At 62.9% G+C, this 14,277-nt stretch carries 17 protein-coding genes; 8 read left to right on the plus strand and 9 right to left on the minus strand.

What is annotated here, in order from left to right; all coding sequences use genetic code 11:
• Positions 1-130: 130 nt before the first annotated feature.
• The gene (locus tag A4G99_RS13940; protein WP_066144741.1) at positions 131-472 is read right to left on the minus strand and encodes a dihydroneopterin aldolase family protein; all 342 of its coding nucleotides are present in this window, start codon (positions 470-472) and stop codon (positions 131-133) included.
• Between the two features lie 84 nt (positions 473-556).
• Here A4G99_RS13940 and A4G99_RS13945 point away from each other — a divergent pair, with 84 nt between their 5' ends.
• The 5 genes from A4G99_RS13945 to A4G99_RS13965 all read left to right on the plus strand — a co-directional run bounded on the left by A4G99_RS13945 (position 557) and on the right by A4G99_RS13965 (position 3,509).
• On the plus strand, positions 557-1,165 hold the full coding sequence (locus A4G99_RS13945; RefSeq protein ID WP_066144744.1) for a translation initiation factor IF-2 subunit beta: 609 nt from the start codon (positions 557-559) through the stop codon (positions 1,163-1,165).
• Between the two features lie 85 nt (positions 1,166-1,250).
• Complete coding sequence (gene azf, locus A4G99_RS13950; protein WP_066144747.1) at positions 1,251-1,994, plus strand: NAD-dependent glucose-6-phosphate dehydrogenase Azf; 744 nt, start codon at positions 1,251-1,253, stop codon at positions 1,992-1,994.
• A 46-nt stretch (positions 1,995-2,040) separates the two neighbouring features.
• The gene (locus tag A4G99_RS13955; protein ID WP_066145261.1) at positions 2,041-2,592 is read left to right on the plus strand and encodes an NUDIX hydrolase; all 552 of its coding nucleotides are present in this window, start codon (positions 2,041-2,043) and stop codon (positions 2,590-2,592) included.
• Positions 2,589-3,107 carry an NUDIX hydrolase gene (locus A4G99_RS13960; protein WP_066144750.1) on the plus strand — a complete coding sequence of 173 codons (519 nt, stop codon included), beginning with the start codon at positions 2,589-2,591 and terminating at the stop codon, positions 3,105-3,107. Before A4G99_RS13955 ends, A4G99_RS13960 begins: the two co-directional genes overlap by 4 nt.
• Before the next feature lie 48 nt (positions 3,108-3,155).
• Entirely contained in the window at positions 3,156-3,509 is a 354-nt protein-coding gene (locus A4G99_RS13965; RefSeq protein ID WP_066144752.1) for a rhodanese-like domain-containing protein, read from the plus strand.
• Positions 3,510-3,593: 84 nt separating this feature from the next.
• Here A4G99_RS13965 and yciH read toward each other — a convergent pair whose 3' ends face one another.
• The 5 genes from yciH to A4G99_RS13990 form a co-directional block, all read right to left on the minus strand.
• Positions 3,594-3,887, minus strand: a complete 294-nt coding sequence (gene yciH / locus A4G99_RS13970; protein WP_066144754.1) for a stress response translation initiation inhibitor YciH — start codon at positions 3,885-3,887, stop codon at positions 3,594-3,596.
• 65 nt (positions 3,888-3,952) lie between these two features.
• Positions 3,953-6,199 (minus strand): transglutaminaseTgpA domain-containing protein, encoded by a 2,247-nt coding sequence (locus A4G99_RS13975; RefSeq protein WP_066144759.1) that lies wholly within the window; start codon positions 6,197-6,199, stop codon positions 3,953-3,955.
• Positions 6,196-7,221, minus strand: a complete 1,026-nt coding sequence (locus A4G99_RS13980; protein ID WP_066144762.1) for a DUF58 domain-containing protein — start codon at positions 7,219-7,221, stop codon at positions 6,196-6,198. The genes A4G99_RS13975 and A4G99_RS13980 overlap by 4 nt, the downstream gene beginning before the upstream one ends.
• 1 nt (position 7,222) lies before the next feature.
• Positions 7,223-8,221: a MoxR family ATPase gene (locus tag A4G99_RS13985; protein WP_066144765.1), complete on the minus strand. Its 999-nt coding sequence runs from the start codon at positions 8,219-8,221 to the stop codon at positions 7,223-7,225.
• 281 nt (positions 8,222-8,502) lie between these two features.
• Positions 8,503-8,862 (minus strand): hypothetical protein, encoded by a 360-nt coding sequence (locus A4G99_RS13990; RefSeq protein WP_190303761.1) that lies wholly within the window; start codon positions 8,860-8,862, stop codon positions 8,503-8,505.
• Between the two features lie 72 nt (positions 8,863-8,934).
• Here A4G99_RS13990 and A4G99_RS13995 point away from each other — a divergent pair, with 72 nt between their 5' ends.
• Positions 8,935-9,141, plus strand: coding sequence for a hypothetical protein (locus tag A4G99_RS13995; RefSeq protein ID WP_066144768.1), 207 nt, complete (start codon positions 8,935-8,937; stop codon positions 9,139-9,141).
• Here A4G99_RS13995 and A4G99_RS14000 read toward each other — a convergent pair.
• The 3 genes from A4G99_RS14000 to A4G99_RS14010 are packed head-to-tail and all read right to left on the minus strand — an operon-like array spanning position 9,104 to position 11,395.
• Positions 9,104-10,084, minus strand: a complete 981-nt coding sequence (locus A4G99_RS14000; RefSeq protein WP_066144771.1) for a 5,10-methylenetetrahydromethanopterin reductase — start codon at positions 10,082-10,084, stop codon at positions 9,104-9,106. The genes A4G99_RS13995 and A4G99_RS14000 overlap by 38 nt on opposite strands.
• On the minus strand, positions 10,071-10,832 hold the full coding sequence (locus A4G99_RS14005) for a coenzyme F420-0:L-glutamate ligase (RefSeq protein ID WP_066144774.1): 762 nt from the start codon (positions 10,830-10,832) through the stop codon (positions 10,071-10,073). The genes A4G99_RS14000 and A4G99_RS14005 overlap by 14 nt, the downstream gene beginning before the upstream one ends.
• Before the next feature lie 53 nt (positions 10,833-10,885).
• Positions 10,886-11,395, minus strand: coding sequence for a metallophosphoesterase family protein (locus A4G99_RS14010; RefSeq protein ID WP_066144777.1), 510 nt, complete (start codon positions 11,393-11,395; stop codon positions 10,886-10,888).
• 80 nt (positions 11,396-11,475) lie between these two features.
• Between A4G99_RS14010 and A4G99_RS14015 the strand changes: the two genes are divergently transcribed.
• Together A4G99_RS14015 and A4G99_RS14020 are read left to right on the plus strand one after the other, a co-directional pair.
• On the plus strand, positions 11,476-12,603 hold the full coding sequence (locus A4G99_RS14015) for a PQQ-binding-like beta-propeller repeat protein (RefSeq protein WP_066144780.1): 1,128 nt from the start codon (positions 11,476-11,478) through the stop codon (positions 12,601-12,603).
• Positions 12,604-12,741: 138 nt separating this feature from the next.
• Positions 12,742-14,250: a carboxypeptidase M32 gene (locus tag A4G99_RS14020; RefSeq protein WP_066145265.1), complete on the plus strand. Its 1,509-nt coding sequence runs from the start codon at positions 12,742-12,744 to the stop codon at positions 14,248-14,250.
• Positions 14,251-14,277 lie beyond the last annotated feature (27 nt).

A 14,277-nucleotide genomic window follows, 5' to 3' on the forward strand; every position in this document is an offset into this window, starting at 1 on the left:
TGGACCAAAAGCACTCCTCCTTCATTTCGCTGGCTGACTCGCAGTGTGAGTCAGCCAGTTCCATTCAGTCGTCGGCCCGCTCGCTCCTTCGTCGCTCGCGGGCCAACAGGGCGGAAATCGATTTTTCTTCTCACTTCTCCCGAACCGACTCGATTTTCATCAGCGGGTAGCCGTCCTCCATTTCCATCCGGGTCACGACTTCGGTGTCCTCGTGGTCGATGATGATTTCGACTTCGAGGTATTTACCCGTTAATTCAGTATAGCCGTGGTCGATTTCGTCCGCGAGTTTCTCGGTCAGGATGTCCACTTCGACCGATTCGCAGAACGGCTGATTCTCGATGCTCTCCTCGATTGCGCGTTCGAGGCTGTCGGCGCTGTCGGGGCTGACCGGCGTTCCGGCGAACTGGTGATAGAGCGCGCCGAACTTGATTCCCGCTTCGAAACAGGCCGCGTCTCGGGTCGTCGGTTCCATACCTCGGGAGAGGCGTTGGGGGTTAAAGTTCGTGATGACATGGAACACGGAGCACATTTACGTGTTCACCTCTCACCAAAACACATGGATTACAGTTCTGCACTCGACAGAGGCATGGACGCCGTTCCGGAGTTGGAGACGAGCGACGAGCGATTCAGCTATCCGGACCCGGCCGTACAGAAGGACGGGTCGTTCACACGACTGACCAATTTGGACGACATCGCCGACGCGCTTTCGCGTGATGGCGAGCACGTCCATAGTTCCGTTCAGCGCGAACTCGGAACCAGCGGGAAGTACGAGGACGGACAGGCTCGCTACAGCGGGTCCTTCTCGGTATCCGACTTCGAAACCGCGCTGGACGAGTACGTCGAGGAGTTCGTCATCTGTTCGGAGTGTGGCCTTCCGGACACCCGTCTCGTGCGCGAGAACCGCAACCTCATGCTCCGCTGTGACGCCTGTGGTGCGTTCCGTCCCGTCACGAAACGAAGCACGACGAACCGAACCCAACAGCGCGATGCCGTCGAGGAGGGTCGAACCTACGAGGTCAAGATCACCGGCACCGGACGCAAGGGCGACGGCGTCGCCGAACGCGGCAAGTACACGATTTTCGTTCCGGGCGCACAGAAGGGCGACGAGGTGCAGGTGTACATCGAGAACGTCAACGGGAATCTCGCGTTCGCCCGTCTCGCGTAGGAAGATCTATCGCGGCACGAACGGTCCCAGTCTCGCGCCGCAAAATCGCATGGTTCTTATCGAGGTTGTGCCTCTAGCCGACTGAATGGACGATCCCGTTCTGCTCACGGGTTCCGAGGGCCGCGTCGGGACGGCGATTCTCGGCGACCTCGAATCGAAATACGAGTGGCGATTGCTCGACAGGGAACCGCCAGCGGCGGAACCGTCTGACGAGTTTTTCGTCGCCGATATCACCGACTACGATGCCGTTTACGAGGCAGTGGACGGTGCGGGGGCGATTATCCACCTCGCCGGGGACCCCCGTCCGGAAGCGCCGTGGAACAGCGTGCTCGGCAACAACATCGACGGGACACACACCGTCCTCCAAGCGGCGGTGGACGCTGGCGTCGATAAGTTCGTGTTCGCCTCCTCGAACCACGCCGTCGGTGCCTACGAGACGGAGGAGCGTACCCCCGACCTCTATCGGACACACGACGAGTTCCGACTGGACGGCACCGAACTTCCCCGTCCGAGCAACCTCTACGGCGTCAGCAAGGCCGCCGGGGAAACGCTCGGTCGATACTACCACGACGAGTTCGACATCAGCGTGGCCTGTGTCCGAATCGGTAATCTGACCGAAGGCCACCCGCCGATAGATTACGAACGCGGGCAAGCGATGTGGCTTTCCTACCGCGACTGTGCCCACCTGTTCGACTGCTGTCTGTCGGCCGATTACGGCTACGAAATCGTCTACGGCATCTCGGACAACGACCGGAAGTACTACTCCATCGACCGAGCGCGCGAGGTCCTCGGCTACGACCCGCAGGATAACTCCGCACACCACGACTGACGGGGTATCAGTTCGATTTTAACGACACGCTCCCTCAGTGACGACCATGACCGACGACTGGCGCGACCACGACTGGCCGGTACTCGAATCGAAAGCCGAGTACGAAACCGGGTGGTACACCGGCGGCTACGACCTCGTGGAACAACCCGACGGGACGACGAAGAAGTACTACTGGGCCGACCTTCCACCCGCGGTCGTCATCCTCGCAATCGAAGACGGGCAAGTAGTTTTCGTCGAGCAGTACCGCCCCGTCATCGGGGAGACTTGTTTGGAGTGCCCTGCTGGAATCGTGGAGGACGGCGAATCCTACACGGCCGCCGCGGGACGCGAACTCCGCGAGGAAACCGGCTTCGAGGCCGCCGGTCTCTCGTTGCTCGAAACGTTCTGGGTCGCCACGGGTGCGCTTCGCCACGAGCGAGGCATCGTCTTCGCCGAGGGACTGACCCCGACGGAGCGTGATCTGGACGACAACGAATTCCTCTCGGTGCGAACGGTTCCGGTCGAGGATGCGCTGGCCGCCGCCCGCGAGGACCCGGCCAACGACGCGACCATCGAGGCGCTCCTGCTCGCCGAAACGGACGGCCTGCTCGATCAATGAACTGGAAACTCCACGCGCGACGCGGGGTGTCGCTTCTCGGCCACGCGGTCGGATACGACACCCTCGAACGACCGGACGGAAAGACGGTTCGAAGCTGCTGGTTCGACCCGCCGGACGCCGTGGCCATCGTCGCCCGAACCGGCGACGAACTCGTCCTCATCGAGGAGTACCGACCGCGACTCGGTGAGCGAGTACTCTCCTGTCCCGCCGGGCGGATGGAACCCGGCGAATCCTACGAGAGCGCCGCGAAACGGGAACTGTACGAGGAAACCGGCTATCGAGCGGGTGACGTCGAACTGCTCGAAACGTACTACCCGTCGGCGGGCATGCGAAAACAGCGGGCCGTCGTCTTCGCCTCGGATCTGATGGCGGGCGACCAGCACCTCGAATCCGACGAGTTCATCGACGTTCGGACGGTACCCGTCTCGGACGCCATCGACGCGGTCCGAACCGGTCCGACCTGCGGGTGGGGATTGCCGCCGCTCCTGCTCGCCCGCGAGGAAGGGTTGATTTAGATACCCCGACCGGGTCGCTTATTCGGCCCGCTCCCATATCCCCCGTCGATGGACGGCGAAATCTCTACCGAAGACGTTCACGACCTTATCGAGTCCGAGGAGGACGTTCGTATCGTCGATATCCGACCGGAACCGCAGTTCGACGGCGGTCACATTCCGGGAAGCGAAAACATCCCGTTCCACATGCTTCCCCGCCGAGTCAGCGAACTGAACGATGCCGACCGCGTCGTCACCGTCTGCCCGCTCGGAAAATCGAGCGTCCAGGCCGCCCGACTCATCGGCTCCTACGAGGGCGTCTCCGGAGACGTGCCGGTCGAGAGCATGGCCGGTGGGCTGACCGACTGGGAGTACGAACTCGAATCGTCAGACAGCACCGAACGGGAACAGGACGCCCCGTTCTGAGCTTCGTTGCGGAGGGCTGTCGCTCGCGTTCGAAGACTGCGAAAAATGGGTGTAGTATGGTGATATCCGACCAACAGGCGCTCGTCAGGCGACGTTGAACCCGCGGTCGCGGAGGAAATCCTCGACGCGTCCGGTATGGTTTCCTTGAAGCTCTATCTGACCCTTCTCGACCGTACCACCGCAGGCGAACTTCGACTTCAGGTCCGAGGAGAGACTATCTACGTCCACGTCCTTGGGGTCAAATCCTTCGATTATCGTTACCTCTTTTCCATAACGGCGCTCGTCGATGCGGATGGTGATCTGCTGGGATTCTTTTGCGACGTCTTCACAGACGCAAAGCTCCTGAGGCAGCCCGCACGTCGAGCAGACTTCCGACATTACGCATGGGGCTACGAAACCAACCTATTAAACATTGTCGGGTATGTTGCCATATCGAACGGTCGTTACCCGCTCGTCCCGTCCGGCGTGGACCCGCGAACGATCTCGTTTACGAGAGATACCGCTTCATCTGCATTCTCGCGTGTCACCTCGCCCGCGTACTGTGCCCGTTCGTACAGCGATCCGACACGTCGTGCCCGCTCGTCGATGCCGACGTGCGAGAGCGAGGCGAGATACTCGCGCGGCGTCTCGCCCGGGCGACGTTTGCGATGCTTGCGTGATAGATAGTACTCCAGCCTGTCGAACGCGCGCTCGACGTCGGTTCCGGGGTCCTCACGCGGTTGCCAGCGCATCCACACGGTTCGGTACGCCCACTCGATGAGACCCATCCGTCGTGCCGTGAGCAACAACCCGACGAACAACAAGCCGCCGTAGAGCGACTGTGATTTCGAAGGTAGTTCGATGGGGATACCACCGCCGCCGCCCCCGAGGGCGCTCGCGTTCGTCGTTGTCGTCGTTGTCGTCGTCGGTCCACTGGTGCCGAGTTTATCGCCGACGTTGCCACGGCCGTTCGGACCGGTGGAGACGTTCGACCCATTCTCCGGGCTACTCGTCGTGGTCGTGGTGGTCGTCGTGTCGGATGTCGTGGTGGTGGTCGTCGTCTCCGGCGTCCACGTTCCGTTCTGGCTTCCCTCCGTATCGACGCCCGATTTGCCGTTCTGCCGTGCCTCGTCCACGATTTGCTGTTCGGCGTTCGAGCGCTGTGTGGACGGGGTCGGGTCGAAACGAACCCACCCGGTGTCCGGGAAGTACACCTCGACCCACGCGTGCGAGTCGAGACCGCGGACGACCCACGTGTCCTCGTCCGTCCGCTGTCCCTCCGTGTAGCCCGTGACGAACCGTGCGGGAATTCCCTGTGTCCGGAGCATGGCGGTCATCGCCGTCGCGTAGTAGACACAGTAGCCCTTTTCCATATCGAAGACGAACGAGTCGGCGATGTTGCCGTCTGGCCGCTTCACGTGGAGCGAGTATTCCTTGTTCTCCTCCAACCACTGTTCGATGGCGGTGGCTTTCTGATACGGCGTTTTCGCGTCGGCGGTTATCTCGTCGGTTTTCGTCGTCAACCGCTGTGGCGTACTGCCGGGGAGGCGGGTGTACTGGTCCTCGATATCGCTCGGATACGCCGTACCGGCCTTGTTCAGACCGGACGGGGACGCCGACGGAACTTCGCTGACGACGCTGTACGAACTGCCGTTCGTCAACGGTTGCGTCGGCGAGAGGCTCCCAGCGCTGCTGATTCGCGTGTTCGATTGCTGTTGTGAGCCGATGACTTTGATGGGCTTCCACGCTGCTGGCATCGCGTCCACCTGATTCGTCTCGACGGTGAACGTCTGTCGCACCGTGTAGGACTGACCGAGCGACGACTGCGAGTGATAGGATTGGCTCTTCCCGGTCCGTATCCAGTCGTTTCCGGTGTACCGGTCGTAGGATGCGACCTTCCAGTAACTCCCGTGGTTCGCCGTCACGGTGTACTGCACCTTCGGCGAGAGTTCGATACTCCCCTGAATCGAAAGTTGTGCGCTGTTGCTGATGAGACCGCCGCTACCGCCCGAGCCACCACCGCTCTGACTGGGGAGAATCGGACTCGCTCGACCGCCGGGGACGACGCTCATCGTGGCGGACAGCAGTACCATCACGATGAGCGCGACGACCAGCACGTCTATCTGTCCGACGGTCCCGCCGTAGCGAGCCATCGTCCCGAAGGCGACGATGCCGAGTGCGCCGAGCATCCCGATGAGCGTCACGAACGACCCGGCGTCGCCCGTGAGGACGAAGAATCCGAGTGCCGCGCCACCTGCCGCAGCGGCGAGCATGTATCGCCGTCGGAAGACGAGATACCACGGGACGAACACGGTTGCCGGTGCGACGCCCAACGCCCACGTTCCGACCTTTCGCATCTCCAGAATCGATAGGCCGGTCAACAGGGCAATGTTGTCGGCGGCGATGTGACCCGTCTGAGAGAAGACGTCCACCCCTCCCGGAATCGTCGTGTAGTAGCCGAACATCCCGCCAGCGAGCAATAGCGCGCCGATGCCACAGGCGACCCATTCGGGGACGACCCGGGCCAGGAGCGTCGCGCCGATGAAGGCACCAGCCACGAGCAGAAGCAGGGTATCCGTATCCCCCGCGATGTTCGTGATGTCGTAGAGGACCTTCAGCGACGACCCGATGAGAACCGCCGTCGAAGCGATGGCGAGGCCCTGATACGGAATCGTCACGTCGCCGATAGCGAAACCGCGTGCCGTGCTCACGGCTTCTCACCTCCGTCGGCCCGCACCCCGTCGAGGGCGCTCGTCCGTCCCCGTCGCGACGTGAATTCGTCGAACGACATGGTGTCACGGCCCCACCGAATCGTCACGTCCCGTTGGTCGGTCAGTCCGCGAACGAGCAGGTCCGCGTGCGCTCGCTCGCGTTCGTGCACCTGTCCGCTCTCCATGTGTGCGAGGACGGTGAGAATCCGCGTTCGCTGGTCGGTACTACCATCGGGTCCGACGTGACCGTCGGGCGTGGTCACCCCGACGGAGACCCCGATATCGAGCAGGGCCGCCGCGATACTCGCCGTCGCGTCCGCGACGGCATCGACACGACCCGCGTTCGCCTCCGCCACGATCCGTATCTGTTGACTCTCCTCCTGCGGTTCGAACTGCCGAACGAACATCTCCCCGACCGGCCGCTTCGCGCTCGACTTCCAGTGGATGTCCCGAAGCGGATCACCCGCCTGGTACTCTCGCAGTTGGTCGAACTCGCGTCGTGCCGCGTTCGTGTGACTGTCTTCGAGCGCGCGTGCGGTCGTCACGCCGTCGACCGGTTCTACCCGGGGGAAGACGAGAATGGACTCCCGGATCTGATGGGTGAACGTCCGCTCGAACAGGCCGAACACGTCTTCGGCCACGACTCGCACCGGGCCGATAGCCTGCTCGCCACGCTTCGTGAGGCGGACGTCGAACTCGACCGCCGTCTCGCCGATGCTGGTCTCGATGGGGCCGCCATCGTACTCCAGTCCGTCGGCGAGTTCCAGATCGACGGTTCCCGCGAACGGGTCCGGCGCGTCGAAATCGAGCGTTATCGTCACCGCTTCCTCCCGGGACCCGACGTTCGGCGCGGACACGTCGAGTTGTGGGCGTTTCGTCCGCTTCAACTGGATGAAGCCGACGAGTATCGCCACGAGAAGCGGGGCGACCACGGCGTTCAGCGACCGAGCGCCGAACGAGGCGGCCAGCGCGAATCCGGCGACACTGACGGTGATGAACACCCATGCACGTCGCGTCAGCATCTCACTCCACCGGGACGTTGTCGAGGGCGTTCCGAATCATCGTCCGCCCTTCTTCACCGCCCATGACGCCCGTGTCACCCCGTACGCGGTGGGAGAGCACGACTTCGGCTTCCGTCTTCACGTCGTCCGGGATGACGTACTCCCGACTGTCGAGAACGGCCCGCGCTTGGGCCGCACGGAGCAGCGAAATCGACCCTCGGGGGCTGACACCGAGTTGGCAGTGGTCGCGGGTGTAGTTCGCGAGTCGGGTGACGTACTCTCGGACCGGCTTTTTCACCGTTACCTTCGTGATCGTCGCCCTCGCCCGTCGGATGTCGCTCGCGCTGGCGACGGGGTCGAGTCGGCGAATCGGATGTTCGCCGACGACGCGCCGGAGGACTTCCGATTCGTCCTGCGGATTGGGGTAGCCGAGCGAGAGCTTCTTCATGAAACGGTCGATCTCGGCGACCGGGAGTTCGTACGTCCGGTCCTGTTCGATGGCGTTCTGCGTCGCGATGACCGTGAACGGGTTGGGAACGTCGTGGGTCTTCCCGTCGATGGTCACCTGCTCTTCCTCCATCGCTTCCAACAGGGCGGATTGGGTCTTCGGCGGTGCGCGATTGATCTCGTCGGCGAGGACGACGTTGCCGAAGATCGGGCCGGGTTGGAACTCGAACTCGTTCGTTTTCTGGTTGAAAATGTTGACGCCGGTCACGTCCGAGGGGAGGAGGTCGGGCGTGAACTGCACGCGTTTGAACGAACAGTCGATGGAGCGCGCCAACGACCGGGCGAGCATCGTCTTGCCGACGCCGGGAACGTCTTCGAGAAGGAGGTGGCCGCGCGCGAGGATCGTCGTCAAAATATGCTCGGCGGCGTCGTGTTGCCCGACGATAACGTGTTCGATGTTGTCGATGATACGTCCTGACAGGTCCGCCGCGTCCTGTACCGAGAGAGGGTCCGCGAACTCGTTGGTCGGCCGCTCTACGGGGGTCTGCTCTGGATCTTTGTTAGCTTCCTTCATGCTATGAATGCGCGATTGGTCGAAACGGGTCCTTTTGGGAAGTGGGGACGCTAGGGGGGCGTCTCCCTCGTTACGCGTACTATCGGAGCGTACCTTTGTAACTTTTGTCGCTACGCCAAGAGGTGTCCAGGTTACCCTTGAATACTTTGTGCATTGATGTTTCAAGGAGCTCAACGGAAGAGATCGATTTTATTCGATCCATCATGTTTCCGAAATTGCTGTGTTCGGAGAGAAGAGAGGTCGCTAGTTGACCGGACGATATCCAGAAGTTCCACTGCTGCTCACCATTCCTTGCAGTCGGCACAGACCATCCCGTCCTCGTCGCGCCAGCGTTTCTCGACGCTGGACCCACAACACGCACAGTCCGCGCCGTCAGGCGTCCAATCGTACGTCGCTCTGGCGGGTTCGACGTCGTCGGAGTCCAGTTCGGATACGTCCTCGTCGGTTCCGTCGGTCTCGTCGGTTCCGTCGGTTCCGTCGGTTCTGTCGGTTTCGACCGGTTCTCCTTCGGATCGCTCTTCAGTTACCGGTTCGTCGTCCACCTGCTCCCCCTCTCTCGATTCGTCCGTGATCCGCTCGTCCGGTTCGTCCGGGTCGTCCGTTGTCCCTGCGAACTCCGAGAGCGACGTATCCTTCGGCACGGTCCCGCCTACGAAGCCCCAAGCCGTAAGCGTGACGGAGCAACCAAGTACCCCCGGTACGCAGTGGCACGTATGGCAGGACTCATCTCGAACATCAGCGAACTGATTCGCCTGTTCGGCGACGTCGCAACGGCATCGGCAAACCCCATCCCCGCGATTTTGCTCCTGTTCGGGGCGATCTTCGTCGGCTTCTCCGTCCTTCTGGGGATTTACCTCGTCATCGGCGCGATAGGCGGCGTGATCACCGCCGATTCGCCCGGTCAAGCGCCGCCGCAGTGAGCGATATCGCTTCTTTTCGATCCGGACCGAGCGGCGACCCGGCGACGAAACTGTCGGTGTAGTCGAGCACGGCGGCAATTCTGTCAGCCACGGCTTCGGGTTCCCCGGCGATACAGAAGGCGTCTATCATCGCGGGCGTGACGGCGTCGAACGCCGCCGAAAAATTCCCCGCGCCGATCTTCTCGCCGATTTCGGACGCCAACTCGCCGTCGATTCCGTGTCTGTCGAGCACCGGCCCTGCCGCACCGCCCGCGATGAACGCCACTGGTGGGCGGGCCGCTTCGCGCGCCGCTTCGCCGTCTTCGGCCACGCTCACGCAGGCGTACGCCGCGAAGTCGAACTCACCCCGCTCGTCGGGGCGTTCGTCCAACCCTTCCGCGATGCGCTCGCTCGCCCACTCGAAATCCCGCGGGTGCGAGGCGTTGACCAGCGCGCCGTCGGCGTGTTTTGCGCTCATCCGGAGCATGTGCGGTCCCTGCGCGCCGACGTACGCAGGAATCTCCCCTGCGTCGTAGTTCAGTCCGGCGTCCCGCGCGGTGAACGTCCCCTCGTGGGTCACGCGCTCGCCCGCCCAGAGTCGCTTCGAGACCTTCATCGTCTCCAGCACGCGACGAAGCGGTCGGTCGCGGTCGATACCGAGGTTCCGGAGCGTGGAGCGGTCGCCCGCGCCGACGCCGAACACAGCCCGGCCGTCGCTCGCTTCGTCCAGCGTTGCGGTACGTGAAGCGAGCGTGACGGGATGGCTCTCGTACGGGTTGACGACGCCCGGTCCGAGGCGGATGTCCTCGGTGGCGTCGGCGATCCGCGAGAGGACCGTGAAGGGGTCGCGGTTGTTGTAGTGACTGCTGGCGAACAGCGTGTCGAACCCCGCATTCTCCGCCGTCTCGCCGAGTTCGACCAGTTCGGAAATCGGGTCTTCGGGTGTGATCTCAATCGCCCGCAAATTCCCACCTCCGGAGCGCCTGCCGGACGAAATCGCCATCGACCGACCGGAACAGGTTGTCGCTTCCGCCGTGGTCGCCGAACTCCCAATCGCGGACGACGACGACTGGGAGGCCGTCGTCGCCCTCGCCGCTGACGAGGTTGGCCGCCGAGGCGAGTTCGTCCACGACGGATTCCACCGTCACTTCGAGTTCGTGGCCGTCCCTGTCGTGTTCACCCCGCCAGTCGCGACTCGCCGAAATGCCGTCCCAACCGATGGCGACGCCGCGCTGGCCGTGTCGGAACGGTCGCCCGCAGGTGTCGGTGACGACGACGGGCACGTCGACCGGGAGGCCGGAGCGAATCCGGGCGGCGCTCTCGTTCGGTCGCTTCGGGAGCAACAACAGGTCGGCATCGCCCGTGTTCGAACGGTCGATGCCCGCGTTCACGCCGATGTGGCCGAACCGCGTCGAGGTGAGCAGGAACGGCGCTTCCATGATGAGTTCGGTGCTCTCCTCGATGACGGCCTGTGCGAACCGTGGGTCCTTCTCCTCGCCGGAGAGTTCGGAGAGGCGACCGGCGATTTCCTCCGCCCGAGGACTCGTCGGGAAGTCGTCCATGGTCGCCGTTCGTCCTTCGGCTTTCGAGACGATGGTGCTCGCGACCAACAACACGTCGCCGGGTTCGAGGTCGACTCGCTCCGCGACGAGCGCGGCGATGTCGTCGCCGGGTTCGACCTCGGGAATCCCCGGAACTGCGAAAACGTTCATGCCCGGTCGTTGGTGCGCGCCGATAAAAACCCGCCCGGAAGGCGCAAAACCGGTCAACTTTCGTATCGTTGTACCGAGCAGGCACCGCCTTCGACCGTCGCGACGAACATCGTCGCCGTGTCCGCCGGGACGGCACCCGTCGCACTCCCCGGATTCAGCAGGCGAACGCCATCGACCTCCTCGTCCATCGGTCGGTGGGTGTGCCCGGCGACACCGACGACGGACGAATCGAGGTTGCCGTCAACCGCCTCGCGAACGATTCGTGCGACCCGGGATTCGTACCCGCGTTTCGGGCCGGTCCCGTGCGTGACGACGAACGTGACGCCGCCGATGTCGAGGGTCGTTACGTCGGGTAGTCGAAGCGATTTCGGGTCGGTGTTTCCCCCCACGGCAGTGTAGTTCCCGTCCGTCAGTTCGTGTATCGACGCCAGCGCGTCGGCCGAATCGAAGTCCCCCGCGTGAATCGTGTGGTCCGCCCGAAGGATTCGGGTTCGTACCCAGTCAGGGATTCGATTCGCACGCGACGGGATGTGCGTGTCGCTGATGATGGCGACCCGGAGCATGCCTCTTCGTTCGCGGTGCTGGTAGAAAAACGTTAGAGCGGCGTCGGAACGCTTTAGTTCTCGCTTTCGAACGTATTAGTATGGGCGGCCGTTCGTCCCGACGAAACTTTCTGGGTGCTATCGGCCTCGGTTTGTCGGTGGTGAGTGCTGGCTGTAACACGCTCGAAGCGCAACCGGATCGGCAACGGCCGAACTGGTCCGTCGAACTCGACGGGATGCCAGCGCGGGCTAGATCCATCGCCGATCACGGCCTCGTTCTGGCGACGACGCTCACCCCGGACGGCGAACTCGGCCACCTTCGATTTTCGGGCGACTACGAACGACTCGCCGACCTGTCGAGAATCACCACCGCCCCCGTCGTTTACGACGACCGGGCGTTCGTCGAATCCGATGGAACCATCCGCTCCATTCCGCTCGACGGCGGCGACCCGGTGCAGATTCACAGCGGTTACTTGTCACTCGGTCGCTACGAACCGGTCGTCTCGGGGTCGCGGTTGTTCGGCATCGGCTACAACGACGAATTCGAGAAATACACCGTCTTCGCCATCGATTTGGAGGCCGAACGGGTCCGGTGGATTCGTCCGTTCGGCAGCATGCAAGCGTCGATAGCCACCGACGGCGATCACGTTTTCGCCGCATCCCCTTCGGGCATCGTCAGAGCCTACTCGGCGAACGACGGTGCGACGATTTGGAAGACCCACGTCGGAGGCGATGCGCGATTGACGTACCACGACGGGACGGTGTTCGTCGCGACCGACAGGGGATTGGTCGCACTCGACTCGACGGACGGAACACATCTCTGGCTCGCCGAGAGCCACTGGATCGCCTCCGTGAACGGCGTCCCCGCGGTCGCCGACTCGACCGTTTACACCCTCCTCACCCTCTACTCGACCCACCACCGGAACATGTTCGCAACCGAGACGTATCTCGTCGCCTATCACGCGTCCGGTGCGGAGCGCTGGCGCACCCGCGTCAACTACGGAACCCCCCTCACCGTCACCGAGGACGCCATCGGCGTCGAGACCGTGGATGAAGTCGAAACCGATCGCGGAAAAAGGGAACTCCGAAAATATCTCTCCGTCTTTGCCACCGGCGGTAAACGACTCGCCAAATACGATCTCCCCGACCGGTCCACCATGCGGCCCCTCATCCGCGACAATTCGGTGATCGCCGGATACGGCAAGACCGTCGCCTCCTACGAACGGTAGGACGGAGACGTGATTGTGATTGTTCCGTAATCGTAGCGACCGAGAAACGAGTCCCGAAGACTCCTCGCTATCGCTCGTCATCCCTAGTTTCGTACCGAAACCCATTCATTGATAATCGGTGACACCAAACATCCGACGATGGCAACTGAAGCCACCACAGAATCCACGTACGAGGAGTTTCTCGGGGAAGTAAAGCGAATTTCGAACGTCCAGAACGCCGCTGGAATTCTCGGCTGGGACCAAGAAGTCGTGATGCCCGAAGGTGGCACACCCGCCCGGTCACAACAGCGCTCGGCGCTGTCCGCGATTTCGCACGAACTGTTGACCGACGACGAGATGGGGGAGATGCTCGACACACTCGAATCGGAGGACTTGGACGACGAGCAGGCCGCCGTCGTCCGCGAGGTTCGGCGGGAGTACGAACGGGCGACCCGCGTCCCCGGCGAACTGGTCGAGGAGATTTCGCGCACCACGTCCGAAGCCCTACCGAAGTGGAAACAAGCGCGCGAGGAGGACGACTTCTCGATTTTCGCGCCGACGCTCGAAAAACTGGTCGAACTGGAGCGCGAGTACGCCGAGCACATCGACCCGGACAAGGACCCCTACGAGGTGCTGTTCGAGGAGTACGAACCCTACCTCGGCATCGACACGGCCGAGGAGACGCTGGAGCAACTCCGCGACGAACTCGTCCCGCTCATCGACGCCGTGCGCGAGAGCGACGTGGAACTCGCCACGCCGTTCCAGGGCACCTACGACGCCGAAATTCAGGAAGAGCTCTCGCGCGACGTGCTCGACACGCTCGGCTACGACTGGAACCGCGGCCGTCTCGACACCGCGCCGCACCCGTTCTCCAGCGGAACGCAGTTCGACGCCCGCGTGACGACGCGCTTCGACGAGAGCGACCCGCTCGGCGCGCTGATGAGCACGGTCCACGAGTTCGGCCACGCAACCTACACGCAGGGACTGCCTGACGACCAGTACGGCACGCCGCTCGGTCAGGCGCGCGACCTGACGGTCCACGAATCCCAGTCCCGCGTCTGGGAGAACAACGTCGGCCGGTCGCGTGCGTTCTGGGAGAACTTCCTCCCGCTCGTCAAGGAGCGCTTCTCCGACGCGGAGGACGTCTCCGTCGAGGAAATCTACGAGGCCGCGAACCGCGTCCACGAGGACAACCTCATCCGCGTCGAGGCGGACGAACTGACCTACCACATGCACATCGTGGTACGCTTCGAAATCGAGAAGCAACTCATCCGCGGCGAAATAGAGGTTGACGAAGTGCCCGAACTCTGGAACGACAAGTACGAGGAGTACCTCGGCATCCGCCCCGACACCGACGCCGAGGGGTGCCTACAGGACATCCACTGGAGCCACGGCAGTTTCGGCTACTTCCCGACCTACTCGCTCGGAAGCGTCCTCGCCGCGCAACTGTACGCGAAAGCCGACGAGGACATCGACGACCTCGACGACCAGATTCGAGCGGGCGAGTTCGACGATTTCCACGACTGGCTGACCACCAACATCCACCAGTACGGGTGTCTGTACACCACCGACGACCTCATCGAACACGCGACCGGCGAGAGCTTCACCGCCGACTACTTCCTCGACTACGTGAACGAGAAGTACGGCGCGCTGTACGACCTGGAATAGACGCCAATTCGTTTTCGATTTTTCCGT

Source organism: Haladaptatus sp. R4 (assembly GCF_001625445.1).
Lineage (GTDB): Archaea > Halobacteriota > Halobacteria > Halobacteriales > Haladaptataceae > Haladaptatus.

What these genes read in the sequence shown, in the direction of transcription:
- A4G99_RS14020 (WP_066145265.1), top strand. Translation starts at nt 12,742, where the DNA reads ATGGCAACTGAAGCCACCACAGAATCCACGTACGAGGAGTTTCTCGGG.
- A4G99_RS14005 (WP_066144774.1), bottom strand. Translation starts at nt 10,832, where the DNA reads ATGAACGTTTTCGCAGTTCCGGGGATTCCCGAGGTCGAACCCGGCGAC.
- A4G99_RS13985 (WP_066144765.1), bottom strand. Translation starts at nt 8,221, where the DNA reads ATGAAGGAAGCTAACAAAGATCCAGAGCAGACCCCCGTAGAGCGGCCG.
- A4G99_RS14015 (WP_066144780.1), top strand. Translation starts at nt 11,476, where the DNA reads ATGGGCGGCCGTTCGTCCCGACGAAACTTTCTGGGTGCTATCGGCCTC.
- A4G99_RS13940 (WP_066144741.1), bottom strand. Translation starts at nt 472, where the DNA reads ATGGAACCGACGACCCGAGACGCGGCCTGTTTCGAAGCGGGAATCAAG.
- azf (WP_066144747.1), top strand. Translation starts at nt 1,251, where the DNA reads ATGGACGATCCCGTTCTGCTCACGGGTTCCGAGGGCCGCGTCGGGACG.
- A4G99_RS13965 (WP_066144752.1), top strand. Translation starts at nt 3,156, where the DNA reads ATGGACGGCGAAATCTCTACCGAAGACGTTCACGACCTTATCGAGTCC.
- A4G99_RS13945 (WP_066144744.1), top strand. Translation starts at nt 557, where the DNA reads ATGGATTACAGTTCTGCACTCGACAGAGGCATGGACGCCGTTCCGGAG.
- A4G99_RS13960 (WP_066144750.1), top strand. Translation starts at nt 2,589, where the DNA reads ATGAACTGGAAACTCCACGCGCGACGCGGGGTGTCGCTTCTCGGCCAC.
- A4G99_RS13995 (WP_066144768.1), top strand. Translation starts at nt 8,935, where the DNA reads ATGGCAGGACTCATCTCGAACATCAGCGAACTGATTCGCCTGTTCGGC.
- A4G99_RS13955 (WP_066145261.1), top strand. Translation starts at nt 2,041, where the DNA reads ATGACCGACGACTGGCGCGACCACGACTGGCCGGTACTCGAATCGAAA.
- A4G99_RS14010 (WP_066144777.1), bottom strand. Translation starts at nt 11,395, where the DNA reads ATGCTCCGGGTCGCCATCATCAGCGACACGCACATCCCGTCGCGTGCG.
- yciH (WP_066144754.1), bottom strand. Translation starts at nt 3,887, where the DNA reads ATGTCGGAAGTCTGCTCGACGTGCGGGCTGCCTCAGGAGCTTTGCGTC.
- A4G99_RS13980 (WP_066144762.1), bottom strand. Translation starts at nt 7,221, where the DNA reads ATGCTGACGCGACGTGCATGGGTGTTCATCACCGTCAGTGTCGCCGGA.